Origin of the sequence: Actinomadura sp. HBU206391 (assembly GCF_014323665.1) — a bacterium.
In the GTDB taxonomy this organism is placed as follows: domain Bacteria; phylum Actinomycetota; class Actinomycetes; order Streptosporangiales; family Streptosporangiaceae; genus Actinomadura_C.
On the sequence record NZ_JABVEB010000003.1, the window covers coordinates 37,854 to 61,591 of the forward strand.

Sequence of the window (23,738 nt, forward strand, 5' to 3'; positions counted from 1 at the left end):
CTCGTCCCGCGTGACGGCCCGGCGACGCGGGCTCACCGAGGTTCCCGGGAGTCTGGTTCCCGTGGGTCTGGTTCCCGTCGGTCCGGTGGCTGCGTCGCCCAGTCCAGCAGGCCGAGGAAGGACCGGTTGAGCACGGCGGTGTCGGTGGCGCGGAGCGGATGGTGGCCGAGGAGCAGCGCCTGCCCGTACAGGGCCTGCACGGCGAGCTCTATCAGGCCGTCCTCGCGCAGCGCGGTGACCCTCCGGGCCAGCGGATTGCGGTGGTTGAGCACCAGCTGGGGCCGGTCGGACTCCACCGCCTGCTCCAGCGCGCCGAGCACGTCCGACCACAGGTCGTCGGCGAGATCCTTGGCCTGCCGCAGCTCTTCCTGGTGCTGGGCGGCCCTGCTGGTCAGATAGAGCGCGGGCAGCGACGCCGGATCGAAGTCTCGCACGATGACCTCGCACCCGAGCCGGTCGACGGCCCGCCGGGCGGCGGCGAGGAACGGCCGCAGGCCCAGCTCGGCCTGCGGGTCGAGCGCGCCGAAGTGCGTGGTCAGCTCCGCGGGGTCGAGCCGGCGCAGATGCGCCTCCGGGTCGATGTCGCGCAGCCGCTCGATGATCTCGATGTCGTAGACGTAACCGCCGTTGACCAGCCCGACGCCCTGCGCACCCGAGACCGCGGAGAGCCTGCGGAACTCGTCCACCTCCGCGGTATAGCGTCCGTCGGGATGGCGCCTGCGGAACTCGGCGAGCGTCATCGGCCCCGCCGAGGTCTCGAACTCCAGCCACCGGTCGACGATGCGCAGCAGATCGTCGTCGTGCACCGCCATCGCCTTCACGCCCAGGCTGTGCAGCCCGAGGAAGGCGCGAAGTCGCGCCGGATCGGTCTCGGCGAGCCGCACGAGCCACTCGCGCAGGCGCTCACCGAGCGCCTGCCTGGTCGCGTCGAGCAGTTCGTCGTCGTACAACGCCTCACGGCCGGCCGTCGGCCGGAGTTCGCCGGCGTCGACGACGCAGCGCACGAAGAACGCCCACTCGGGCAGCAGGCCCTCGACCTTCTCGGCCAGCAGCATCCGGCGCAGATACACCCGATGCGCGCCGCGGCTGGTGGGCGCCACGGTCTGCGGCAGCACGAACGCCACGCCGGTGAGCCCCGCCTCGGGGACCTCCAGGTCGATCACGTCGAACGGCGTGAAGCCGTACAGCTCGCGGCAGTACGCCTCCATCGCGCTCCGCCTGCGGCCGGGATCGCGGTGCGGCACCAGCCAGGGCGGCCCGTCTCCGGTGATCTGCCGGCCGTCGACGGTCACGGGCACCGGGAGCAGCGAGCCGTACAGATCGGCGAGCTGTCCGGCCATCGCCGGGCTCACCCAGTCGGCGGCTCCGGGGCGCGGGCGAATCGTGACGGTCGTACCGGGCTCGTCGCGACCGGCGGGAGCCGCGGGTGCTGCGGGCCCGGCGGTCTCGACAGGTTCAGTGCCTTCTGCGGGTTCGGCCGATTCGACCCGGTAGCGGCCGTCGGCGAACCCGGTCCAGCGGACCGCCGCGCCGCCACGGGCCGACCGGGTCACGACCTCGATCTCGTCGGCGACCAGGAACGCCGACAGCAGCCCGATGCCGAACTGACCGAGGAAGTCATGGCGGGCGAAGCCGAGCTCGTCGCGTTTGGAGGAGCGGCCGATCGTGGCGAGCAGCCGGTGGACCTCGTCCTCGGTGAGACCGATGCCGTCGTCGTGGATCCGCAGTGCGCCGCCGGCGGTCTCGATGGTGATCCGCCCGGGGCCCTCGCCGCGGGCCGTGATGGCGTCGACGGCGTTCTGCAGCAGTTCGCGGAGATAGACCCGGGGACTCGAGTAGAGATGCCTGCTGAGGAGGTCGACCACGCCACGGAGGTCGACTTGAAAGGCCTGCTCCACCCTGATGGACCTCCTGGTCGGGCGACAACGCGAAGGAACACAGTATCGAGCATCGCCCGATCGGCCATCAGAATTCCGACATATGGGAAAGACCTCCGCCCTTCCGAAGGGCTCGGAAGGGCGGCGGCGGAGTCCCCGGTCTCGGGGCGATCCGAAGGCGCTCGAACGCGCCTGGGACGACTCGTGGTCGGCTCGGTGCCGGCTTGAAGTCAGATCAGGCCGAGCTTGCGGACGGCGTCGCGCTCCTCGGCCAGCTCGGCGACGGAGGCGTCGATGCGCTCGCGCGAGAAGGCGTCGATCTCCAGACCCTGCACGATCTCGTACCGGCCGTCCCGCGCGACCACGGGGAAGGAGGAGATGAGACCCTCGGGCACGCCGTAGGAACCGTCGGACACCACGGCGGCCGAGGTCCAGTCGCCTTCGGCGGTGCCGTGCACCCAAGTGTTGACATGGTCGATCGCCGCACTGGCCGCGGACGCCGCCGAGGAAGCCCCGCGGGCCTCGATGATGGCGGCGCCGCGCTTGGCGACGGTGGGGATGAAGGTGTCGCGCAGCCACGTCTCGTCGTTGACCGCGGCCGCGGCGTTCTCACCGTTCACCTCGGCGTGGAACAGATCAGGGTACTGGGTGGCGGAGTGGTTGCCCCAGATCGCCAGTCTCCGGATCGCCGACACCGGGACGCCGAGCTTCTTCGACAGCTGCGCGACGGCGCGGTTGTGGTCCAGCCGGGTCATCGCGGTGAACCGGTCGGCCGGCACGTCGGGGGCGTGCCGCTGCGCGATGAGCGCGTTGGTGTTGGCCGGGTTGCCGACCACGAGTACTCGCAGGTCCTCGGCCGCGCCGGCGTTGATGGCCTCGCCCTGCGGCTTGAAGATGCCGCCGTTGGCCTCCAGCAGGTCACCGCGCTCCATCCCCTTGGTGCGGGGGCGGGCTCCGACGAGAAGGGCGATGTTGGCCCCGTCGAACGCCTTCTTGGCGTCGTCGGTGATCTCGATGCTCTCCACCAGCGGGAAGGCGCAGTCGTCGAGCTCCATCGCGGTGCCCTCGGCGGCCTTGACCGCCTGCGGGATCTCCAGGAGGCGGAGGCTCACGGGCGTGTCCGCGCCGAGCAGCTGACCTGACGCGATGCGAAAGAGCAGTGCGTAGCCGATCTGGCCGGCCGCGCCGGTGACGGTGACATTGACGGTCATTGCGTTTCTCCTGCTGATCACTGGGGTGGCGAACCGCCGCGAATGGATCTCTCGTCGTCGAGATAGTCCACGCGCCAGGCTATCGCGCGCCGTTTCCGCCCGGGGCCTCAGGTGCCGGACGCGGAACAGGGCCGCTCCGGGGTCTCCGGAACGGCCCTGCCCTTGACGCTGAGCCCTAGCCAGGGCGCGAGAACCCTAGGCGGTTTCGTTGATCTTCTTCTGCAGGTTGACGTCCAGCGCGTTGAGGAACTCCTGCGTGGTGAGCCAGCCCTGGTCACTGCCGACCAGGAGCGCGAGGTCCTTGGTCATCTGACCGGCCTCGACGGTCTCGACACAGACCTGCTCGATCCGGTGGGCGAACTCGGTGACCGCCGGGGTGTTGTCGAGCTTGCCCCGGTGCGCGAGGCCGCGCGTCCAGGCGAAGATCGACGCGATCGGGTTGGTCGACGTCGGCTTGCCCTGCTGGTGCTGGCGGAAGTGCCGGGTCACCGTGCCGTGCGCCGCCTCGGCCTCGACCGTCCTGCCGTCGGGGGTCATGAGCACCGAGGTCATCAGGCCGAGCGAGCCGAAGCCCTGGGCCACGATGTCGGACTGCACGTCACCGTCGTAGTTCTTGGTCGCCCACACGAACCCGCCGTCCCACTTGAGGGCCTGCGCGACCATGTCGTCGATCAGCCGGTGCTCGTAGGTGATGCCGGAGGACTCGAAGTCGGCCTTGAACTCCGACTCGAAGATCTCCTCGAAGAGATCCTTGAACCGGCCGTCGTAGGCCTTGAGGATCGTGTTCTTCGTCGACATGTAGAGCGGGAAACGACGGTCCAGCGCGTAACGCATGGTCGCCCGGGCGAAGTCCCGGATCGAGTCGTCGTAGTTGTACATGCCCATCGCCACGCCGCCGCCGGGGAACTTGGCGACCTCGAACTCCATCGGCTCGGTGCCGTCGTCGGGGACGAACGAGATCGTCAGCGTTCCCGGCCCGGGAACGACGAAGTCGGTCGCACGGTACTGGTCGCCGTGGGCGTGCCGGCCGATGATGATCGGCTTGGTCCAGCCCGGCACCAGGCGCGGGATGTTCGAGACGACGATCGGCTCACGGAACACGACACCGCCGAGGATGTTGCGGATCGTTCCGTTCGGGGAGCGCCACATCTTCTTGAGGCCGAACTCCTCAACCCGGGCCTCGTCGGGGGTGATCGTGGCGCACTTCACACCGACGCCGTACTCCTTGATGGCGTTGGCGGCGTCGATCGTGACCTGGTCGTCCGTGGCGTCACGGTGCTCCATTCCCAGGTCGTAGTACTTCAGGTCCACATCGAGGTAGGGCAGGATCAACTGGTCCTTGATGAACTGCCAGATGATCCGCGTCATTTCGTCGCCGTCGAGTTCGACGACGGGGCCCGCTACTTTGATCTTGGGCATGCTGTTGCTGTCCCTTTCCTGCCCATGGGCGCGCTCGCTCGTCGGCTCGCTCCACACCGGCAAGCAGTCCTTCGTAAGGCTCAATGCGAGGTTATCCGAGCCTAAGAAAAGGTCTAGACCTGGGCCTGCCACAGCGCCCGGTGGCCCGGGCCGGATCCGTTGTTCACCTGGGCGGCGGCACGACGTATGCGGTCACCGCGATACCGATCGCGAAGACCACCAGGATCAGCACATCGGTCCACCGTTTGCGCGTCGCCAGCAGCCCCACCTGGCTCTCCGGCAGCACCAGCCGCGCCAGCGCGCCGAGGAGCACCGCGGCGGCGACCAGCACCGACCCGCGCTTGGGATGCCTCATCGCCACCAGCGCCAGCCCGGCGAAGGCCCCGGAGAGCACGAACAGATACGGCAACTGGCCGAGCCAGCGCGGCGCCCCGCCGCGGGCCCGGGGTCCCGTGCGCCGCTGCCGGCGGATCTGTGCCACTACCGCTCCGTCCTCACGCTCTCGGTCACCACGGTCGCCCTCACCACGGTCTCGCCCTCACTTCGTCGCCGGTCGCCGGACATGACAGATCATGGCGGATCATGCCCGGGTCCGCTCGCTGATGGGGAGCCACCTCATGTCACGGTCGCCAATGTATTCGCTGTCCGGGCGGATGAGCCGGTTGTCGGCATGCTGCTCGATGACGTGCGCCGTCCAGCCCGCCATCCGGCTGACCGAGAAGACGGCCGTGAACAGGTCCACGGGGATGCCGAGGTAGCGGTAGACGCTCGCCGCGTAGAAGTCGACGTTCGGGCGGAGGCCCTTCTCCGCGAAGACGATCTCTTCCATCCGCTGGGACATCCGGAACCAGGTGTCGTCCCCGGTGGTCTCGGCGAGCTCGGCCGACAGCCGCCGCAGATGCGACGCACGTGGGTCCTCGGACTTATAGACCCGGTGCCCGAAGCCCATGATTTTCTCGCCGGCGGCGAGCTTCTCCCGCACGGCGCCGTCCACGTCCGCCACCCCGCCGATGGCCTGGAACGTGCGCATGACCTGCTCGTTGGCGCCGCCGTGCAGTGGGCCCTTGAGCGTGCCGATGGCGGCGCAGATCGCGGAGTGCATGTCGGAGAGGGTGGCCGCGCACACGCGGGCCGCGAACGTCGAGGCGTTCATGGTGTGGTCGGCGTGCAGCACAAGGCACTCGTCGAGGATGTCGGCGGCGCGGGGTGCGGGCCGCCTCCCGGTGATCTGCAGCAGGAAGTTCCCGGCGATGCCGAGCGAGAGATCGGGGTCCGGGGCGGTGACACCGCGCCGGGCCGCATGGTAGCGGGCCACGAGCACCGGCTGCTGGGCCGTGAGCCGGGCGGCCTTGCGCAGATTGGCGCCCGGCTCGTTAGAGTCCTTGTCCGGATCCTCCGCGGAGGCCAGCGAGACATAGCTGCGCAGCGCCTCCATCGGTGCCTGGACCCGCGCGATCGCGTCGATGTTCCGCTCCACCAGCGGGGTCGGCACCCGGCCCGTGGCCAGCTCACCGGTCAGGCCGGCGAGCTCCCCGCGCGTGGGCAGCGTTCCGCGCTGGAGCAGGTGCACGCACTCGGCGAAGGTGATCTTGCCGGCGAGGTCGTGGATGTCGTAGCCGCGGTAGAACAGTCTGCCGACCTGTCCGTCGATGTCGCTCAGCGCCGTCGACGCGGCCACGACGTCGGCCAGGCCCTTGGCAGGTGCCAGGCCCTCGGAAGGTGTAGGGGCCATGCGCGTTCCCTCCCGCTGACCTTCCCGCTGACAACGAACAAGTCTAGTGGGATGCCGGCTCAACGCCCGAAATGCCCTGTGTCCTCGGGCCTACCCACCAGTAGGAGGGTGTGACCATGACTCCTCCGGGTAACCAGGCAGACAGGGGTCGCTAACTAGCTGGGAGGAGTGCCGTGGAGGGGCCGTTCATACGGATCGAGGACAGCGGCATGGTGGTTGCGTTGCGCCCCGACGTCACGACGGTCGGTCGTGGCCGTGGGGTCGACGTACGTCTCGACGACCCGAGTGTGTCCCGCTTTCACGCCGAGATCATTCGGCGCGGCCCGTACGTGTACGTCGTCGACATGGGACTGTCGCGCAACGGGACTCGGGTGAACGGACGCCCGATCGCCCGGCGCGTCCTTGAGGACGGCGACGTCGTGAGTTTCGGCACAGCGCGGTGCCGGATGGGTGGCATCCCACGTGAGGAGGTCGATCCCGACGTCGAGCTGCGGCGCGCCGTCGCGCCCGAGCTGACCCGGCGCGAGGTCGACGTGCTCACGTCGCTGTGCCGCCCTGCCCTGTCCGACGAGGCGTTCGTCGCCCCGGCGACGGCCCGTGAAATCGCCGGCGACCTCGTGGTCACCGAGGCGGCGGTGAAGCAGCATCTGCTCCGGCTCTATCAGAAGTTCCGCATCCCCGAAGGGGTCAACCGGCGTACCCGGCTGGCCAACGAAGTGATCGCGATGGGGCTCGTACGGCCGCTGCCGCCCGTGCACGTTCCCCAGCAGACCAGAGGTCCAGTGGACGGCCGCCCGACCGGCGAGGTGCGCCGGCCCGGGGCCCCGCCGGGCCACGGCGCGCCGGTCGCCCGGCCGGCGACCGAAGCCGGCCGCAGGGCCAGCTGACCGACCGAGGCTTCCGCCCGCTGACGGCCCGGTGAACAGGGGCCGTCAGAGGGCGGAGGCCTCGGCGCTCTCGACGACGTTCGCCAGCAGCATCGCGCGGGTCATCGGGCCGACCCCACCCGGCATGGGGGCGATCCACCCGGCGACCTCGTGGACCGCCGGAGCGACGTCTCCGACCAGCCCGGCGTCGGTCCGGGTGATCCCGACGTCCAGCACGGCGGCGCCCGGCTTGACCATGCCGGCCGTCAGCAATCCGGGAACGCCCGCGGCGGCCACCACGATGTCGGCGTTCCTGGTGTGCGCGGCCAGATCCTTGGTACCGGTGTGGCAGAGGGTCACGGTGGCGTTCTCGGACCTGCGGGTGAGCAACAGCCCGAGCGGCCGGCCGACCGTCACGCCCCGGCCGATGACCGTCACCTCGGCGCCGCGCAACGGCACGTCGTGGCGGCCGAGCAGTTCGACGATGCCGTGCGGCGTGCACGGCAGCGGCCCTTCCTTCATCAGGACCAGCCGGCCGAGATTGGTCGGGTGCAGCCCGTCGGCGTCCTTGTCCGGGTCCATCCGCTCGAGCACCGCCTGCTCGTCGATGCCCGTGGGAAGCGGCAACTGCACGATGTATCCGGTGCAGGCGGGGTCGGCGTTGAGTTCGTCGACCGCGGCCTCGACCTCTTCCTGAGTCGCGCTCTCGGGCAGGTCGCGTCGGATCGACTCGATGCCGACCTCGGCGCAGTCTCGGTGCTTACCGCGGACGTAGGCGTGGCTGCCCGGGTCGTCGCCGACCAGGATCGTGCCGAGGCCGGGCACGATGCCGCGCTCACGCAGCGCCGCCACCCGCCGCTTCAGGTCGGTTCGGATCGCCGCCGCGGTGGCCTTGCCGTCAAGGATCTGTGCAGTCACAGCGACATTCTCTCAGGTACGACCCGAGTGATCACAGCGGCAGTGCCCACCCGGGCCGGGACCGCTGGACCCATCTCAGGTCACCGCGCAGCAGGTGCTCGCGAGCGATCTCGAAGTCTCCGTTGGGCAGCATGCCGTCGAACCGGCGGCCGATGACGCGGTCGGGCAGGAAGGCGGCTACGGGCCCGCTCGGCCCGGGCGGCCCCGGCGGTGGAACCGGCACGGGCGCGGAGACCCGCCCAGGCACCGGAGGCGGCCCGGGCATCGGAGGGCCGGACACCGGAGGCGGGCCGGACACCGGAGGGCCGGGCATCGTGGGCGGCCCGCCCGGCCGGTGGAACGCCGAGTAGCGCACCGGGACGCCCCAGCCGGGCGGGGCCTCGTCGGTGCCCAGGATCACCCAGTGGTCGAGCCGCACGTGCGCCGACAGGTCGGGCACCGCCCCGGTATGGCAGTCGATCGCCGGAAGCGCCGAGACCTCGGGGCGCTGTGGCGTATACCACATGAGCAGCGGATTCGCCGCCCGCGCCGCACGGTTGTCGAAGCAGCACAGCGCGATGGCGTGGCCCGGGTACATGGCCGCGTAGAAGTCGAACAGCGGCCGGTTGGGCGCGATCCTCCGGTGCTCTGGGACGCTCTGGAGCGCCTCGGGGATCAGGGCCGCGTTCGTGGCCAGCACCACCGTGTAGATGTCGTGGTCGAAGATCTGCACAGGCGGGGGCCCGCCCGCCGGCGGCCCCCCGTAGCCGGGTCCGGCCGGCGCGGCGAGCGGCGGGTTCACGGCGTCGACCATGTCGCGCAGAACGCGCGGGCACTCACTCGTGTCGATGAAGTTGCGCCGCGTCATGCCGATCGCGGGCAGATGCAGCAGCATCGCGTTGGGGCCGGAGGCCAGGTTGGCCGCCGTGTTCTGGTAGCCCAGCACATGGACGAGGCCGTGCTCGGGATGCTCACGCCGCCCGTGGTAGAGGATCGTGCCGGAGAACCGGGCAGGCGCCGCCGCAACGCACATCGTGACCTCTCCTCGCCGCCCGCCCTTCGACGGCGAACGGCCCGCTCGGGTTCCTCAGTCGGCGTCCTGCCGCCAGGCGATCAGTCGGTCGGTCAACTGCCAGCCGGCGTAGCCGGCGAGGAGGGCGCCCAGCACGGCGAGCACCGGCCCCGCCAGCGGACCCACGCGCGATGTGGACGTCACCGTCCACAGGACAAAGCTCACCAGGATGTCCACGACTGCTCCTGAGGGGTCGGGGGCGTGCCGGCAGAGGTGGCGGATCGAGCACGCGATTCCCGCCGAGGCTACAACACCGGGCGGGCCGAGCACCCGTCATCGGGCGGGAGCTCGGGCCCGCCGGCCGGTCAGTGGAAGAAGTGCCGGGCTCCGGTGAAGTAAAGGGTGACCCCGGCCTTGTTCGCCGCCTCGATGACCTCGTCGTCGCGCACCGAACCGCCGGGCTCCACGATCGCCCGGACGCCCGCGTCCGTGAGCACCTCGAGGCCGTCGGGGAACGGGAAGAAGGCGTCGGAGGCGCCGACCGAGGCGGCCGCGCGGTCGCCCGCGCGCGATACGGCGAGCCGCGCGGAGTCGACCCGGTTGACCTGGCCCATTCCGACGCCGACGGTCGCCCCATCGGCCGCCAGCAGGATCGCGTTGGACTTCACCGAGCGGCAGGACTTCCAGGCGAACGCCAGATCGCGCAACGTGGCCTCGTCCGCGGCGGCGCCCGCCCTGAGCTCCCAGGTCGACGGGTCGTCGCCCGGGGCGTCGACCCGGTCGACGGTCTGGGTGAGCACGCCGCCGTCGATCCGCCGGAACTCGCCCGGGTCGCCGGGGCCATCGGGGCAGCGCAGCAGACGGATGTTCTTCTTGCGGGTGAGGATCTCGACGGCCTCGTCGGCGAAGCCGGGAGCGACGATGACCTCGGTGAAGATCTCCGCCACCTGACGGGCCATCTCGGCCGAGACCTCGCGGTTGGTGGCGATCACGCCGCCGAACGCCGAGAGCGGGTCGCAGGCGTGCGCCTTGCGGTGCGCCTCGGCGATGTCGCCGCCCACCGCGATGCCGCACGGGTTGGCGTGCTTGATGATCGCGACGCACGGTTCGGCGTGGTCGTAGGCCGACCGGCGGGCCGCGTCCGCGTCGACGTAGTTGTTGTAGGACATCTCCTTGCCGTGCAGCTGCTCCGCCGCCGCCAGGCCGCTGCCGCCGCCCGTGTAGAGCGCCGCCCGCTGGTGCGGGTTCTCGCCGTACCGCAGCACCGCCGCGCGCTCCCAGGTCGCCCCGAGGAAGTCCGGCCAGCCGGAGTCGTCCGCCGGGGCGTGGACGTTCGCGAACCATGAGGCCACCGCCACGTCGTACGCGGCGGTGTGCGCGAACGCCCGGGCGGCCAGCCGGCGGCGCTGATCGAGGGTGAAGCCGCCCGAGCGGACCGCGTCGAGCACCGCGCCGTACGACGCCGGATCGACGACGACCGCGACGGAGGCATGGTTCTTGGCGGCCGCCCGCACCATGGACGGGCCGCCGATGTCGATCTGCTCGACGCATTCGTCCGGTTCGGCGCCCGACGCTACGGTCGCGGTGAACGGGTAGAGGTTGACGACGGCCAGATCGAACGGCTCGACGTCGAGATCCTCCAGCTGCTGCAGGTGGTCGTCCTTGCGCCGGTCGGCGAGCAGGCCGGCGTGCACCTTGGGGTGCAGGGTCTTGACCCGGCCGTCCAGGCACTCGGGGAAGCCCGTGAGCTTCTCCACCCTCATCACCGGCACCCCGGCATCCGCGATGCGGGCGGCGGTCGATCCGGTGGAAACGATCTCGACACCGGCCTGGTGCAGGCCCTTGGCGAGCTCCTCGAGGCCGCTCTTGTCGTAGACGCTGATCAACGCGCGCCTGATCGGGGTCGTCCCCACCGGCTCATTCCTCTCGACGCGACTCACCTGTCGAGCTCCCCTCATCCGTACGGCAGGTCTGACACTTCATCGACACCCGTCTGTCGCGGGTGGTCCATCCGTCGCGGGCGAGCCGCCCGACGACGTCGATCAGGAGCCGGCGCTCCACCTGCTTGATCCGCTCGTGCAGGGAGGCCTCGTCGTCATGCCAGCGCACCGTGACGGGCTCCTGTGCGATCACAGGGCCGGTGTCCACTCCCTCGTCGATGAAGTGCACCGTGCAGCCCGTCACCTTCACGCCGTACGCCAGGGCGTCGCGTACGGCGTGCGCGCCGGGGAACGCCGGCAGCAGCGCCGGGTGGGTGTTCACTATCCGGCCGCCGAACCGGTCCAGGAATCCGGCGCCGAGGATCTTCATGAAGCCGGCCGAGACGATCAGGTCGGGCTCGTGCTCGCCGACCGCGTCGGTGAGGGACAGATCCCACTCCTCACGGGAGCGATGGTCGGGTATCCGGACGACGAACGTCGGCAATCCGGCCCGCTCGGCCCGCTCCAGTCCCGCGATTCCGTCGCGATCCGCGCCCACCGCGACGACCCTGGCCCCGTAGGCTGGATCTGCGCACGCGTCGAGAAGCGCCTGTAGGTTGGTCCCCGCGCCGGAGACGAGGACGACGAGCCGGGCGGACACCGTGACTCCCTGGTGGACGGTCGTTGTCTGCGGACGAACTCGCCCGTCGCCAGGCAGTTTATCGACATCGCTCGTGCGCGCAGGAACGTGATGGCGTGCTTGCCAAACTGGAGGAAACGTGAGTGAGGACCCGGCACGGCAGACGGGATCCCCCGCCCGTCAGGGAGCTGGGAACAGCACCGCGCCACCCGAGCATGATCACCCACAGCGGTCCGAGTTCGGTTCGGAACCCATGCCGCCGGGCGGGCCGAAATCCGCCGGGCCGGCCGACCGCGGCGGCTGGCGGGCACTGTGGCTCGGTGGCCTGGCCGCCCTGCTCACGGTGTTCTTCGCCCCCCTCGGTCTCGTGACCGCCATCGCGGCCATGGTCGTCGGCGTGCGCGCACGCCGGCGGGCGAGGCGGGGCGACGCGGCCGCGCCCGGTGCGATCGCCGGTATCACCCTCGGCGCGATCGGGCTCGTCCTGTCCGCGTTCTCCCTGACCCTGACGGTGATCCTCTGGCCGGAGATGAACGGTTACCAGCAGTGCATCGGCAAGGCGAACACCAACAGCGACAAGCAGACCTGCCGGCAGACCTGGTTCCCCAAGATCGAGGACAAGCTGAACCTGCCCGAAGGAAGCATGTCGAGGTACGGCGATCTGCTCTGAAACCGGCCTGAGAACCGGCTCTGGAACCCGCTCTGGAACCGGCTCTGGAACCGGCTCGGACCGGGCGCCGAACCGGCTCTGAGCCCGGCGCTCAGGCCTCGGGCGGCTGCTTCTTCAGCACGTAGATCGCACCGCTCCGGTTCTCGACCTCCCGCGGCGTCTCGGCATCGGGCTCCGTGTCATCGGTCTCGGGGCCGTCGGGCTCCGGATCTCGGGACCGTGAAGCGCCGGGAGGCTCCGGCTCCGTGAACTGCGGCTCTTCGCGGGGTTCGGGGACCACGGCGGGCTCGGCCGCACCGGGCTCGGGCCTGCGAGCCGACGGCGAGCGACCGGAGCCCGCGCTCCCGGGGTCGGGCCTGCGCGCCGCGGCCCTGCGAGTACCGAGCACGGGCTCGGGGTCGATGAACTGAACCGGGGGCTGGATCAGGACCGACGGCCGCCCCGGTCCCACCGTCACCGGCGCCCGATCGGGAGCGCCGCCCGAGCCGCCCGACTTCGTGTTCTTGCCCGACTTGGCAGCTTTGGTCGGCTTGGCAGCTTTGGTCGGCTTGGTGGCCTTGGCACGCTTGGCCGGTTTGGCGGGTCTACCCGGCTTACCCGGCTTACCCGGCTCACCGGGCTTCGCCGCCCTGACGGAGTCACCGGTCCGCTCCGGGTCGGCCTGCTCGCCGGTGCCGCCCGCCCGGCGGATCAGCGTCCAGTTCGTCACCCAGGCGGCGATCGCCGCGGACACTCCCACCTCGAGTGCCGCCAGCAGGCCCACCTGCCAGGCAGAGGGCCCCATCAGGGCGAGCCGGCCACCGCCGAGCGGCCCGCCGGACAGCGCCGCGAGCACGGCGGCGACGCAGGCGGTCAGCGCGCCGGACACAAAGCCCCACAGCGGCGCGGCCTCGTAGACCGGGCTGGGCATGGCCCTGATCGTCAGCACCCCGCCCACGGCGCCGGCCGCGAACGGCGCCGCCAGCGCCACCAGGGACAGAAGCGGCGCCGGGCCGGGCTCGGGCAGGGCCGCCAGCGGCGGGAAGATCGGTACGACATTGAGGAAGACGCCGGTCGGCGAGACGCTCGTGCCCGCGCCGACCGAGAAACCCGGGCCGATGGCATAGGCCATCGCCCAGATCACCGCGTTGGGCAGGAAGGCGAGTTCGACGAGCAGCAGCAGGAATCCCCCGACGATCCCGGGGGCGAGCGCGTCGTAGGACTCCCGGGCCTCCGGCAGGTGCATCGCCAGTGACGTCGCGGCGAGCACGGCCCCCGACGCGAGCAGCACCGTGGTGGCGCCGACCACCCCGACCACCAGTGACCGCGGCCGTTCCGGCAGCAGGCGCAGGAGCGCCCAGAGACCGGACCGCACCCGCTTGCCGCCGGCGGCGACCAGGGCCCGGGCGGCGCCGAGCCCGCCGGCGAAGGCGGCGAGCAGGAATCCGGCGAGCAGCGCCTGCCACGCGGACGGCCGGACGACCGACGAGCGCGCCGTGAGCGCGAGCAGGCCCGCGAGGATCGCGTAGGGGCCGGCCAGTGCCAGGGCGACCTGCATGACGCCGATGCGCTGGCGGCCACGGACCTCGGTGACCCGGATGATCCAGGCGCCGCTGCGGTAGAGCAGCGCGCCCGGCAGCACGGTGAGCCCGAGCGGCAGAAGCCCGACGCGCCCGTCCTTCAGCGAGAATCCCGCGTGGTGGGCGACCAGCCAGAAGTTCACCGCGGTACGGAAGACGCCGGGCAGTCCGGGACCGAGCGCGGTGCGGGGGGCGGCTATCCAGCCGACGAGGGTGACGGTGGTGAGCACGGCGAGCCCGATCCCGACGCACCAGGCCGCGGCGACGATGCCGGTCACGGCCAGCGGCCGGGCGGCCCCCGCCCGCTCACCGGCGCCCGCCCCATCGGCCCGCTCGGCGGCATCCGCCGCGCCGGCCCGCTCGGCGGCCTTCACCGCTTCAGCGCGCTCGCCGGCGGCGCTCACGTCTCCCGGGGTCAGATCGCTCACGTCCCCAATGCTGGCAGCCGCCCGCTCTCCACCGGGTCCGCGCGCCCGGCGTGTCGCCGTTTGCCATGATTACCTCCCGTGATCTTGCGGTTGTTCCCCGCCGGGCGGACCGCCGGGCGAACAACCGCAAGATCATGAGAGGGTCAGCGGCTCCGCATGATCTCGCGCATGAGACGTGCGGTCTCACTCGGCGTCTTGCCGACCCGGACGCCGACCTTTTCCAGGGCTTCTTTCTTGGCCTGGGCGGTGCCGGAGGAGCCGGAGACGATGGCGCCGGCGTGGCCCATGGTCTTGCCTTCGGGGGCGGTGAATCCGGCGACGTAGCCGACGACGGGCTTGGTCACGTGCTGTTCGATGTAGGCGGCGGCGCGTTCTTCGGCGTCGCCGCCGATCTCGCCGATCATCACGATGGCCTCGGTGTCGGGGTCGTCCTGGAAGGCCTTGAGCGCGTCGATGTGGGTGGTGCCGATGACGGGGTCGCCGCCGATGCCGACGCAGGTGGAGAAGCCGATGTCGCGCAGCTCGTACATCATCTGGTAGGTCAGCGTGCCCGACTTCGACACCAGCCCGATCCGCCCCGGCGTGGTGATGTCGGCCGGGATGATGCCCGCGTTCGAGGCGCCCGGCGAGGCGATGCCGGGACAGTTCGGGCCGATGATCCGCGTCTTGGGGGCGCCGTCCGCGGTGACCTTGCCCTCGGACAGTGCGTAGTCCCAGAACCAGGTGGTGTCGTGCACCGGGACGCCCTCGGTGATCACGACGCACAGCCCGATCTCGGCGTCGATCGCCTCGACGACCGCGTCCTTGGTGAACTTCGGCGGCACGAACACCACCGACACGTCCGCGCCGGTCTCGGCCATCGCCTCGGCCACCGTGCCGAACACCGGCAGGGACCTGCCGTCGAAGTCGACGCTCTGCCCGGCCTTACGGGCGTTGACGCCGCCGACGACGTTCGTGCCGGCCCGGAGCATGCGCCCGGTGTGCTTGGACCCCTCGGACCCGGTCATCCCCTGAACGATGACCTTGCTGCTCTCGGTCAGCCAGATCGCCATGTCACACACCTGCCGCTGCGAGTTCGGCGGCGCGCTTCGCCGCATCGTCCATCGTGTCGACCTGCTCGACACCCGGGAGCGCCGCGTCGGAGAGAATCTTGCGTCCGAGCTCGGCGTTGTTGCCGTCCAGCCGCACCACCAGCGGCCGGTCCACTCGCTCGCCGCGGTCGGCGAGCAACTGGTAGGCCGAGACGATGCCGTTGGCGACGGCGTCGCATGAGGTGATGCCACCGAACACGTTGACGAACACGCTCTTGACCGAAGGGTCCGACAGCACGATCTCCAGCCCGTTGGCCATCACCTCCGCCGACGCACCGCCACCGATGTCCAGGAAGTTCGCCGGCCGCTGCCCACCGAACGGCTCACCCGCATAGGCCACCACGTCCAGCGTCGACATCACCAGACCCGCACCATTACCGATGATCCCCACGGTGCCGTCGAGCTTGACGTAGTTCAGGTCCTTGGCCTTCGCCCGCGCCTCCAGCGGATCCGCCGACGCCTCATCCTCCAGCGCCGCGTGCTCCTCCTGACGGAACTCGGCGTTGCCGTCCAGGGTCACCTTGCCGTCGAGCGCCTTCACCTGCCCGTCCGCCGTCAGGATCAGCGGGTTCACCTCGACCAGGGTGGCGTCCTCGTCGACGAAGACGGCCCAGAGCCGCTCGATCAGCTCGGCGGCGCCCTCCAGCGCCTCCTCCGGCAGCCGGCCCTCCTGCGCGATCTCGCGCGCCCTGGCCCGGTCGACCCCGGCCAGCGCCGACACCGGCACCTTGGCCACCGCGTCCGGGTCGGTCGCCGCGACCTCCTCGATCTCCATCCCGCCCTCGACCGAGCAGATGGACAAAAACGTACGGTTGGCACGATCGAGCAGGAACGAGAAGTAGTACTCCTGCGCGATCGCGCTGGCCTCCTCCACCAACACCTTGTGGACCGTATGGCCCTTGATGTCCATACCGAGGATCTGACCCGCCCTCTCCTCGGCATCAGCAGGAGAATCAGCCAGCTTCACACCACCGGCCTTACCCCTCCCACCCGTCTTCACCTGAGCCTTCACCACAACACGCGAGACACCGGCAGCCGCGAACTCATCCGCGATCGCCCTGGCCTCCTGAGGGGTACGAGCCACCTTGCCGGCCGGCACCGGTACCCCGTACTGGGCGAAGAGCTCCTTCGCCTGATGTTCGAACAGATCCACGAGGGTTCGTCCTTAACGGATCGACAGCCTGCAGCATGCCGGACAGCCCCCTGCCGTAGCGCATGTGGGGTAACACCGCGTACGAGCGGCACGGGTAGTTCGACACGCCCTTCCGGACACTCCAGTGTCCACGCGTACAAGCGCTCACAGGCGCGCTGTGCGCGCGGCCACTCAGCGGTCCGCTCCGACCAGGCAGCTTAGTTGGCCACGCGGTGTGATCGCTCCGCCGGGTCCGGTCTCGCGTCACCGATAGGTACAGTAAAGGCACATCAGGGTAAATCTCTGTTGAACATCGCGCGTCCGAGCAGGTCCGAAGGCGGAATGTCCTACCTGGCATCATCGGGAGGAAGCACTGGTGACAAGCGCTCCGACGCGACAGATACGGCGCGTAGCCGCGCTTCTCGTCATCGCCGCACTGGCCGCCACATGTGGAGCGACCATTCCCGACCGGACACCGCCCGAGTGGAGCAGCCCGGGGCTCGTCGGCGGCGGCGGCTGGCCGTACGCGAGCGAACCGCTGGCTCCCTTGGACGCCGACGGCGCCACGTACCTGCCGGACAGTTCGGTGGTGCTGCTCGGCGACGGCCGGGCCCGGCTCGTCCCGTTCGGCGCCAAGGGCTCGGTCACCGTCCCCCGCGACGACCCCCGCGTCGACTCGGCCGTACGGGCGGACCGGTCGTGGCTGCACGCCGGTCACGTCCCGGGAAGCCTGCCGGCCCATCGCAACATGGCCGCCCGCGCGCTGCTGGATCTGCGGCTGCTGACCGGCCCGAGCGGGGCCTCGGTGGCCTCGTGGTACGGCGCGTGGCGGTTCGTGTGGCCGCGCGACTCGGCCTTCGCCGCCGCCGCGCTGACGGCCACGGGACACGCGCTCGAGGCGCGCAGGATCCTGAAGTTCCTCGCCCGGGTACAGGACGAGGAAGGCATGTGGGCGGCGCGTTACAAGCCCGACGGCGGTGCCGTGACCGACGGCCGGCGGGTCCAGTTCGACTCGCTCGGCTGGGTGCTGTGGGCCTCGTGGCTGGTGTTCGTGAAGGATCCGGCCGCCACGGCCAGGATGCCGGAACTGTGGCCGATGGTGCGCCGGGCGGCCGATCGGCTGTCGTCCTCACTAGGAGCCGACGGTCTGCCTCCGCCCTCCTCGGACTACTGGGAGCGCAGCCCGCGATCGGAGGAGGATCCGCGGCGGCCCACGCTGGGCGTGGTCTCGGCCATGTTCACCGGTCTGCGCGGCGCCACCGCGATCGCACGGGCACGCGGCGCCGCCGAGGAGGCCCACCGGTGGCAGACGGCCACGGGCCGGCTGTCGGCCGCGATCTCACGGCAGTTCGCGCCGTACGGCTATCCGCGCTCCCCGGTCGAGGGCGGGGCGATGGACGCGGCTGTGACCTTCCTCGCGCCGCCCTTCGCGGCGTACGACCCGGGCGTCTACACGGCGGTGCGGACGGCCGCCGCCAAGCTGCGGCTGCCGGGCGGCGGGGTGCTGCCGGGCGAACGGTGGGCGGGCAACCGCACGGTCGCGTGGACTCCCGAGACCGCCATGTTCGCGCTCGCCGCGGCGGCGTCCGGCTACCGCGACGAGGCCACCGGCTGGCTGGACTGGCTGGCGGGGCACCGCACCTCGCTGGGCGTCCTGCCGGAGAAGGTGGACCAGTACGGCCTGCCGGCCGCGGTCGCCCCTCTGGGCTGGACGGCCTCTCTCGTCGTGCTCGCTCTCGAGGCTCAGAACGGCCGCCTGCCCATCCCGTGACGGGCGGGCCCTCCCGCGGCGATGCGCGAGACCACGGCGGCGCGGGCGTCAGGCGTCTACCGGAACCTTGGCCCGCACCCACTCGACGATCTCCTGAGTGGTAGCGCCGGGGGTGAAGATCTTGGCGACCCCGAGGCGCTCGAGCTCGGGAATGTCGTCGTCGGGGATGATGCCGCCGCCGAAGACGACGATGTCGGCCGCGTCACGCTCCTCCAGCAGCTTCACGAGCTTGGCGAACAGCGTCATGTGCGCACCCGACAGGATCGACAGCCCGATCGCGGCGGCGTCCTCCTGCAGAGCCGCCTCGACGATCTGCTCCGGCGTCTGGTGCAGCCCGGTGTAGATGACCTCCATGCCCGCGTCTCGCAGAGCCCGGGCGACGACCTTGGCCCCGCGATCGTGGCCATCGAGACCCGGTTTGGCGATCACCACGCGGATCGGAGCACTCATGGGCTGCCTCCACAGTTCGTACGGCTTACCAGCGCAGGGTAACCGGAGTCACGCGAGGACCACGAAGGTGGGGCCGGGGCCGCGAACGGGTCGTCAGAGCTTCTCCAGCGGGGCGTAGGCGATGACGAGGGTCTTGACGCCGTAGTCGCCGCCGAAGTCGACGCTGGCCTTCTCCTTCTCCCTCTCGCCGTAGACGGTGAGCACCGTGCCCAGCCCGAAGGAGTCGTGGGTGACCTTGTCGCCCGGCGCGAGCGCGAGCGGCGGCCGCCCGCCGGGCGACCGTCCGCCCCTGCGTGCGGCGGCCGTCGTCAGCGCGGAACCCGAGATGCCCGGCGCCGCCCGCTCCCAGTTGATCAACGAGTCGGGCACCTCGGTGAGGAACCGGGACGGCGGGTTGACCTGCGGCGCCCCCCACGAGCTGCGCATCGCCGCGCGGCTGACATACAGCCGCTGCCGGGCCCGGGTGATGCCGACGTAGGCGAGCCGCCGCTCCTCCTCGAGTTCCTTGGGGTTGCTCATCGCGCGCAGGTGCGGGAACACCCCGTCCTCCATCCCGGTGAGGAAGACGACGGGGAACTCCAGGCCCTTGGCGGTGTGCAGGGTCATCAGGGTGACGACGCCCTGCTCTGTCTCGGGGGCGCGCTCGCCGGGCGGCACGGGAGCCGGCGGCCCACCGGGGATGGAGTCGGCGTCGGCGACCAGCGCGACCTGCTCCAGGAAGTCCACCAGCCGCCCCTCGGCCGACTCGCCGTCCAGGCGCTCCTCGAACTCCCGGGCGACCGCCTCGAGCTCACGGAGGTTCTCGACGCGGGTCTCGTCCTGCGGATCCCGGGACGCCTCCAGTTCGGCGAGATAGCCGGTCTTGATCAGCACGGCCTCGACCAGCTCGGCCGGAGTGCTGGACGGCACCGCCGCCCGCAGATCGTCGAGCAGCGCCACGAACTCGCGTACGGCGTTGATCGACCGCGTCGCGAGGGCGGGCACGTCCTCGGGCAGGCGCAGCGCCTGCCAGAAGCTGATCCGCTCACGGGAGGCGTAGGCCTCCACACACGCCTCGGCCCGGTCGCCGATGCCCCGCTTGGGCACGTTGAGTACGCGCCGCAGGCTGACCGTGTCCTCGGGGTTGGCGAGCACCCGCAGGTAGGCCAGCAGATCGCGGACCTCCTTGCGGTCGTAGAACCGCACCCCGCCGACGACCTTGTACGGCAGCCCGACCCGCATGAACACCTCTTCGAACACACGGGACTGCGCGTTGGTGCGGTAGAAGACGGCGACCTCGCCGGGCCTGGTGTCGCCCGCGTCGGTGAGCCGGTCGACCTCCTGGGCGACGAAGGCCGCCTCGTCGTGCTCGTTGTCGGCGACATAGCCCACGAGCTTGTTGCCGGAGCCCTGGTCGGACCAGAGCTTCTTGGGCTTCCGGTCGCTGTTGCGCTCGATGACGGCGTTGGCGGCCGACAGGATGCGCTGCGTGGAGCGGTAGTTCTGCTCCAGCATGATGGTCGTCGCGTTCGGATAGTCGCGCTCGAACTCCAGGATGTTGCGGATCGTCGCGCCCCGGAAGGCGTAGATCGACTGGTCGGCGTCACCGACCACGCACAGCTCCGCGGGACCGATGGCGCCCTCGTCGGCGCTCTCGTGCCCGACGAGCTCGCGTACGAGTTCGTACTGCGCGTGGTTGGTGTCCTGGTACTCGTCGACCAGCACGTGCCGGAAGCGCCGGCGGTAGTGCTCGGCGACCTCGGGGAAGGCCTGCAGCAGGTTGACCGTCGTCATGATCAGGTCGTCGAAGTCGAGCGCCCCGGCCTGCTGCAGCCGCGCCTGGTACATCTCGTAGGCCTCGGCGAGCGTCTGCTCCATGTGCGTCGACGCGCGGGCCTTGAACGACTCGTAGTCGATCAGCTCGTTCTTGAGGTTGCTCACCTGCGCGGAGAACGACTTGGGCGGGTAGCGCTTGGGATCGAGGTCGAGTTCGCGGCAGACCAGCGCCATGAGCCGCTGCGAGTCGGCCTGGTCATAGATCGAGAAGCTGGAGGGGAAGCCGAGCCGCTTCGCCTCGCGCCGCAGGATCCGCACGCAGGCGGAGTGGAAGGTCATCACCCACATGGCCCTGGACCTGGGACCGACCAGCGCGTCGACGCGCTCCTTCATCTCCCCGGCGGCCTTGTTGGTGAAGGTGATCGCCAGGATCTGGCCGGGATGGGTGTCCCGATGGCCCAGCAGGTGGGCGATCCGGTGGGTGAGGACGCGGGTCTTCCCCGATCCGGCGCCGGCGACGATCAGCAGGGGGCCGCCCTCGTGCACGACGGCGGCGCGCTGCTGCGGGTTCAGGCCGTCGAGCAGCGAGCTCTCACGTGGGGAGCCGCTCTCACCTGAGGGGCCGCTCTCATCCGAGCGTCTGGGGGAAATCGGTGCGGTCGACATCACAGCCGAGTTTACGGGCCGCCGCCGACTCTTTCCGCGCTTCGGTCGCCTCGGCGGCCCCTCCCGCCCCGCCGTGCTCAGGTCTTCCGGATGTCGTACGCCTCCGACGCGGCGCCGGCCACCCCGGCCAGATCCGCTCCCCCGGCCGCTGCGGAGGCGGCGGCCACCGCGCCCTCGACCAGAGGCGCATCGGCCAGCACGACCATGCCGACCTCCCCGTCCTCGGTGCGGTCCTGGAGATAGGTCTTGGCGGTCAGGACGGAGCTGCCCACGTCGGCGAGCAGCACCACTCCGGCCCCGGAGTGGGCCGCGCCGACGGCCCGTTCCACGAGTTCGAGGCTCGTGCCCAGTCCTCCGCCCACATCTCCTCCGGCGGGTTCAACGGCCACGCCTCCCATGCCCATCTCGCGCGCAAGCTCGGCGACCCCCTCGGCCAGCCTCCGGCTGTGCGAGATCACCACGATCCCCACCGTGTCCACCGGCATCTCCTCTCGACCGTGTCGCCGCTCGATCCCCGCGGCCTGGCACATCCTCCCCGCCTCAGGTGATCTTGTGCTCGCGAGCCAACGCGATCAAGGTCCGGGAGTCGTCAAGCGCTGTCTCGTTCGCCCATGGTCTCCCGGCGAGACGGATGGGATGCCCAGCCGGGGAACATGCCCACCCGATAGGCAAAGATCACGATGTGCACGCGATTCCGCAGGTCGAGCTTGGCCAGGATGCTTCGGATGTGCGACTTCACGGTGCTCTCTCGCAGCGCCAGGTCCTGCGCGATCTCGGCGTTGCTCCAGCCATGACTGACGAGCCGGAACACATCCAGCTCCCGCTCGGTCAATTGCTCGATCCGCTCCTTGGGAGGATGCCGGATATGAGAGGCAGGAGTTGCAGGTGGTGCGCCGCCGTCGTCCGCGGGCGGTGGCAGTAGGTAGTAACCCTTCGCCACCATTTGCACCGCGGAAATGAGCTGAGCCGGATTTGAATGCTTGAGGAGCAGTCCGTTGGCGCCGGACCTGATGGCCGAGAGCACGCCCTGGTCGTGCGCGTTGGCAAGGATGAGGATGCCTATGGACTGGGCCGACTGGTCGATGATCCGCCGGGTGAGCTTGTCGGTGTCCAGGTCGTGTGCCAGTGCGTCGATGATGACGACCGCCGGTTTGAGTCCGACCACCAGTTCCAGTATCTCTTCGAAGTCTCCGGACTCGCCGACCACCTCGATGTCGCGCTGGTCCGCGAAGATCGACTTTATGCCCAGCCGGACGAGCATCCGGTCATCGGCGAGAAGAACTCGGATATTCAGCATGATTGCGTCCGTTAATATCGACTGGACGGCGGCGAGGTGGGCACGAGCTTGACGAACTCTGCGATCTCACCAGACCGGGGCGGCCCAGCGGCCTTACTGTCCCCCTTGTCAGTCAGTAAAGGTTATTGTTAGCCTTCCAAATGACATGACGATATGCACGGGGCCCGGGAACGATTATCGTTTTCCTCGGCACGGGCGCATCTTAATTGCAAGCTCTTTACTATAAGGGTCAACCTAGGACTTGTGAAGGTGCGGCCCGTATTCTCCCGGTCGCGGAGCGAATTGTGCTGCTCTCAATCGCCTACAGCGCCCACAGATCGACTTGCTCGAATATCCGGTCGTCCGAGGAGAGCACCGCCTGATGCACACGCCGCAACTCCTGGTTCGGCTCCACGTCCAGTTGCTCGACGAGCGAGCGACGGACCCGGCGGTAGACGCCGAGCGCCTCACCGGTCCGGCCCGAGCGGCACAGCGCGATCATAAGCCGGGCCTGCAGGCTTTCGTTGAGGGGATGTTCAGTGGTGAGGCCCTTGAGTTCAGCGACGAGGTCGAGGTGGCGGCCCAGCCGCAGATCGAGATCGATCCGCCGGGCAAGGGCTGCCAGCCAACCCTCCTCGAGCCGCAGCGCAGCGCCATCCAGCAGTGGGCCGCCGCGCACGTCCGACAGCGCCGACCCGCGCCACAGGCCGAGTGCGCGTCGGTAATGGTGGGCGGCGAGTTCGAAACGCTGCTCGGACCCGGACTGCCTGCCCTTCCCACAGAGCCGGTCGAACTCCATGATGTCGAGCGAACCCGGTTCGATTTGCAGGCGGTAGCCCGGCGGCTGGGTCACCAGCCGCGGCAGGGTGGGCCCGTCGCCGAGCCGGCCGAGTACCCGGCGGAGCTGCGAGATGTACACCCGCAGCGCCTGGAGCGCGGTCCTCGGCGGAAGGTCCTCCCACAGCTCGCGGGTGAGCGCGCTCACCGAAACCACCGAGTTGTCGCTGACCAGCAGGACGGCGAGCACGGTACGGATCTTCTGCGCCGGAGGAGTCATTATCCGGTCTTCGCTGGACGCGACCTCTAACGGGCCGAGGAGCGAGAAGCGGGGTGTCGCCCGCCGCGGCATGCGGGCTTCGGGGATGGGCACGCCGCTGACGCCCCGGTGGCGGCTCACCTCGCCAAAGGTCACGTTGCTCATGCTGTCCACCCGTCCTGGTAAGGCAAACCGTGCGGTTCATGATCATCAAAAGGAACCGCGGGAGCTGCCTTACTTCCAGCAGGCACCAGTTGATTCGGACTTACGTTAAAACTAGCCCTCGCCGACTCTTGGCACTTCCCCAGTCCTGACGAAAGCGGTGGGCCGG

21 protein-coding genes are annotated in these 23,738 nt (G+C 70.2%); 3 read left to right on the forward strand and 18 right to left on the reverse strand.

Annotated elements, in window-relative coordinates; all coding sequences use genetic code 11:
• Positions 1-32: 32 nt before the first annotated feature.
• The 5 genes from HKK72_RS03010 to HKK72_RS03030 all read right to left on the reverse strand — a co-directional run bounded on the left by HKK72_RS03010 (position 33) and on the right by HKK72_RS03030 (position 6,239).
• On the reverse strand, positions 33-1,898 hold the full coding sequence (locus tag HKK72_RS03010) for an HSP90 family protein (RefSeq protein ID WP_187232655.1): 1,866 nt from the start codon (positions 1,896-1,898) through the stop codon (positions 33-35).
• Positions 1,899-2,107: 209 nt separating this feature from the next.
• Entirely contained in the window at positions 2,108-3,088 is a 981-nt protein-coding gene (locus HKK72_RS03015; RefSeq protein ID WP_187232656.1) for a malate dehydrogenase, read from the reverse strand.
• Between the two features lie 195 nt (positions 3,089-3,283).
• A complete protein-coding gene (locus HKK72_RS03020) occupies positions 3,284-4,507 on the reverse strand; it encodes an NADP-dependent isocitrate dehydrogenase (RefSeq protein ID WP_187232758.1) in 1,224 nt (407 codons plus the stop codon).
• A 163-nt stretch (positions 4,508-4,670) separates the two neighbouring features.
• On the reverse strand, positions 4,671-4,988 hold the full coding sequence (locus tag HKK72_RS03025; RefSeq protein WP_187232657.1) for a DUF3017 domain-containing protein: 318 nt from the start codon (positions 4,986-4,988) through the stop codon (positions 4,671-4,673).
• 99 nt (positions 4,989-5,087) lie between these two features.
• Positions 5,088-6,239 (reverse strand): citrate/2-methylcitrate synthase, encoded by a 1,152-nt coding sequence (locus tag HKK72_RS03030; RefSeq protein WP_261986495.1) that lies wholly within the window; start codon positions 6,237-6,239, stop codon positions 5,088-5,090.
• A gap of 173 nt (positions 6,240-6,412) precedes the next feature.
• Between HKK72_RS03030 and HKK72_RS03035 the strand changes: the two genes are divergently transcribed.
• Positions 6,413-7,126 (forward strand): FHA domain-containing protein, encoded by a 714-nt coding sequence (locus HKK72_RS03035; protein WP_187232658.1) that lies wholly within the window; start codon positions 6,413-6,415, stop codon positions 7,124-7,126.
• A gap of 45 nt (positions 7,127-7,171) precedes the next feature.
• Here HKK72_RS03035 and HKK72_RS03040 read toward each other — a convergent pair whose 3' ends face one another.
• From HKK72_RS03040 to purN, 5 genes are all read right to left on the reverse strand, one after another.
• The gene (locus HKK72_RS03040) at positions 7,172-8,023 is read right to left on the reverse strand and encodes a bifunctional methylenetetrahydrofolate dehydrogenase/methenyltetrahydrofolate cyclohydrolase (RefSeq protein WP_187232659.1); all 852 of its coding nucleotides are present in this window, start codon (positions 8,021-8,023) and stop codon (positions 7,172-7,174) included.
• A gap of 31 nt (positions 8,024-8,054) precedes the next feature.
• Positions 8,055-9,035 (reverse strand): hypothetical protein, encoded by a 981-nt coding sequence (locus tag HKK72_RS03045; protein WP_187232660.1) that lies wholly within the window; start codon positions 9,033-9,035, stop codon positions 8,055-8,057.
• A gap of 54 nt (positions 9,036-9,089) precedes the next feature.
• Positions 9,090-9,251 carry a hypothetical protein gene (locus HKK72_RS03050; protein WP_187232661.1) on the reverse strand — a complete coding sequence of 54 codons (162 nt, stop codon included), beginning with the start codon at positions 9,249-9,251 and terminating at the stop codon, positions 9,090-9,092.
• Positions 9,252-9,379: 128 nt separating this feature from the next.
• On the reverse strand, positions 9,380-10,927 hold the full coding sequence (gene purH / locus HKK72_RS03055) for a bifunctional phosphoribosylaminoimidazolecarboxamide formyltransferase/IMP cyclohydrolase (RefSeq protein ID WP_315987047.1): 1,548 nt from the start codon (positions 10,925-10,927) through the stop codon (positions 9,380-9,382).
• Between the two features lie 4 nt (positions 10,928-10,931).
• The gene (purN, locus tag HKK72_RS03060; RefSeq protein WP_187232663.1) at positions 10,932-11,594 is read right to left on the reverse strand and encodes a phosphoribosylglycinamide formyltransferase; all 663 of its coding nucleotides are present in this window, start codon (positions 11,592-11,594) and stop codon (positions 10,932-10,934) included.
• 118 nt (positions 11,595-11,712) lie between these two features.
• Here purN and HKK72_RS03065 point away from each other — a divergent pair, with 118 nt between their 5' ends.
• Positions 11,713-12,243, forward strand: a complete 531-nt coding sequence (locus HKK72_RS03065) for a hypothetical protein (protein WP_187232664.1) — start codon at positions 11,713-11,715, stop codon at positions 12,241-12,243.
• Between the two features lie 91 nt (positions 12,244-12,334).
• On the opposite strand, the gene HKK72_RS03070 is transcribed toward HKK72_RS03065, so the two are convergent.
• The 3 genes from HKK72_RS03070 to sucC all read right to left on the reverse strand — a co-directional run bounded on the left by HKK72_RS03070 (position 12,335) and on the right by sucC (position 16,474).
• Positions 12,335-14,230 (reverse strand): DUF6350 family protein, encoded by a 1,896-nt coding sequence (locus HKK72_RS03070; protein ID WP_315987048.1) that lies wholly within the window; start codon positions 14,228-14,230, stop codon positions 12,335-12,337.
• Positions 14,231-14,373: 143 nt separating this feature from the next.
• Positions 14,374-15,282: a succinate--CoA ligase subunit alpha gene (gene sucD / locus HKK72_RS03075; protein ID WP_187232665.1), complete on the reverse strand. Its 909-nt coding sequence runs from the start codon at positions 15,280-15,282 to the stop codon at positions 14,374-14,376.
• 1 nt (position 15,283) lies between these two features.
• Positions 15,284-16,474, reverse strand: coding sequence for an ADP-forming succinate--CoA ligase subunit beta (gene sucC, locus HKK72_RS03080; protein ID WP_187232666.1), 1,191 nt, complete (start codon positions 16,472-16,474; stop codon positions 15,284-15,286).
• Between the two features lie 355 nt (positions 16,475-16,829).
• Here sucC and HKK72_RS03085 point away from each other — a divergent pair, with 355 nt between their 5' ends.
• The gene (locus HKK72_RS03085; RefSeq protein ID WP_315987049.1) at positions 16,830-18,224 is read left to right on the forward strand and encodes a glycoside hydrolase family 15 protein; all 1,395 of its coding nucleotides are present in this window, start codon (positions 16,830-16,832) and stop codon (positions 18,222-18,224) included.
• A gap of 48 nt (positions 18,225-18,272) precedes the next feature.
• Here the strand turns inward: HKK72_RS03085 and HKK72_RS03090 are convergent, their stop codons facing one another.
• The 5 genes from HKK72_RS03090 to HKK72_RS03110 form a co-directional block, all read right to left on the reverse strand.
• On the reverse strand, positions 18,273-18,674 hold the full coding sequence (locus HKK72_RS03090) for a cobalamin B12-binding domain-containing protein (RefSeq protein ID WP_187232667.1): 402 nt from the start codon (positions 18,672-18,674) through the stop codon (positions 18,273-18,275).
• 93 nt (positions 18,675-18,767) lie between these two features.
• Positions 18,768-21,014, reverse strand: a complete 2,247-nt coding sequence (gene pcrA / locus HKK72_RS03095; RefSeq protein ID WP_187232762.1) for a DNA helicase PcrA — start codon at positions 21,012-21,014, stop codon at positions 18,768-18,770.
• Positions 21,015-21,172: 158 nt separating this feature from the next.
• A complete protein-coding gene (gene dhaM / locus HKK72_RS03100) occupies positions 21,173-21,574 on the reverse strand; it encodes a dihydroxyacetone kinase phosphoryl donor subunit DhaM (protein WP_315987050.1) in 402 nt (133 codons plus the stop codon).
• 110 nt (positions 21,575-21,684) lie between these two features.
• Complete coding sequence (locus tag HKK72_RS03105; protein ID WP_187232669.1) at positions 21,685-22,392, reverse strand: LuxR C-terminal-related transcriptional regulator; 708 nt, start codon at positions 22,390-22,392, stop codon at positions 21,685-21,687.
• Positions 22,393-22,693: 301 nt separating this feature from the next.
• Positions 22,694-23,398 (reverse strand): BTAD domain-containing putative transcriptional regulator, encoded by a 705-nt coding sequence (locus HKK72_RS03110; RefSeq protein WP_222720267.1) that lies wholly within the window; start codon positions 23,396-23,398, stop codon positions 22,694-22,696.
• Positions 23,399-23,738 lie beyond the last annotated feature (340 nt).

Excerpts from the sequence above, each read along its gene's own strand:
- sucD (WP_187232665.1), bottom strand. The coding sequence starts at position 15,282 with ATGGCGATCTGGCTGACCGAGAGCAGCAAGGTCATCGTTCAGGGGATG.
- HKK72_RS03105 (WP_187232669.1), bottom strand. The coding sequence starts at position 22,392 with ATGCTGAATATCCGAGTTCTTCTCGCCGATGACCGGATGCTCGTCCGG.
- HKK72_RS03015 (WP_187232656.1), bottom strand. The coding sequence starts at position 3,088 with ATGACCGTCAATGTCACCGTCACCGGCGCGGCCGGCCAGATCGGCTAC.
- HKK72_RS03045 (WP_187232660.1), bottom strand. The coding sequence starts at position 9,035 with ATGTGCGTTGCGGCGGCGCCTGCCCGGTTCTCCGGCACGATCCTCTAC.
- HKK72_RS03030 (WP_261986495.1), bottom strand. The coding sequence starts at position 6,239 with ATGGCCCCTACACCTTCCGAGGGCCTGGCACCTGCCAAGGGCCTGGCC.
- HKK72_RS03020 (WP_187232758.1), bottom strand. The coding sequence starts at position 4,507 with ATGCCCAAGATCAAAGTAGCGGGCCCCGTCGTCGAACTCGACGGCGAC.
- HKK72_RS03090 (WP_187232667.1), bottom strand. The coding sequence starts at position 18,674 with ATGAGTGCTCCGATCCGCGTGGTGATCGCCAAACCGGGTCTCGATGGC.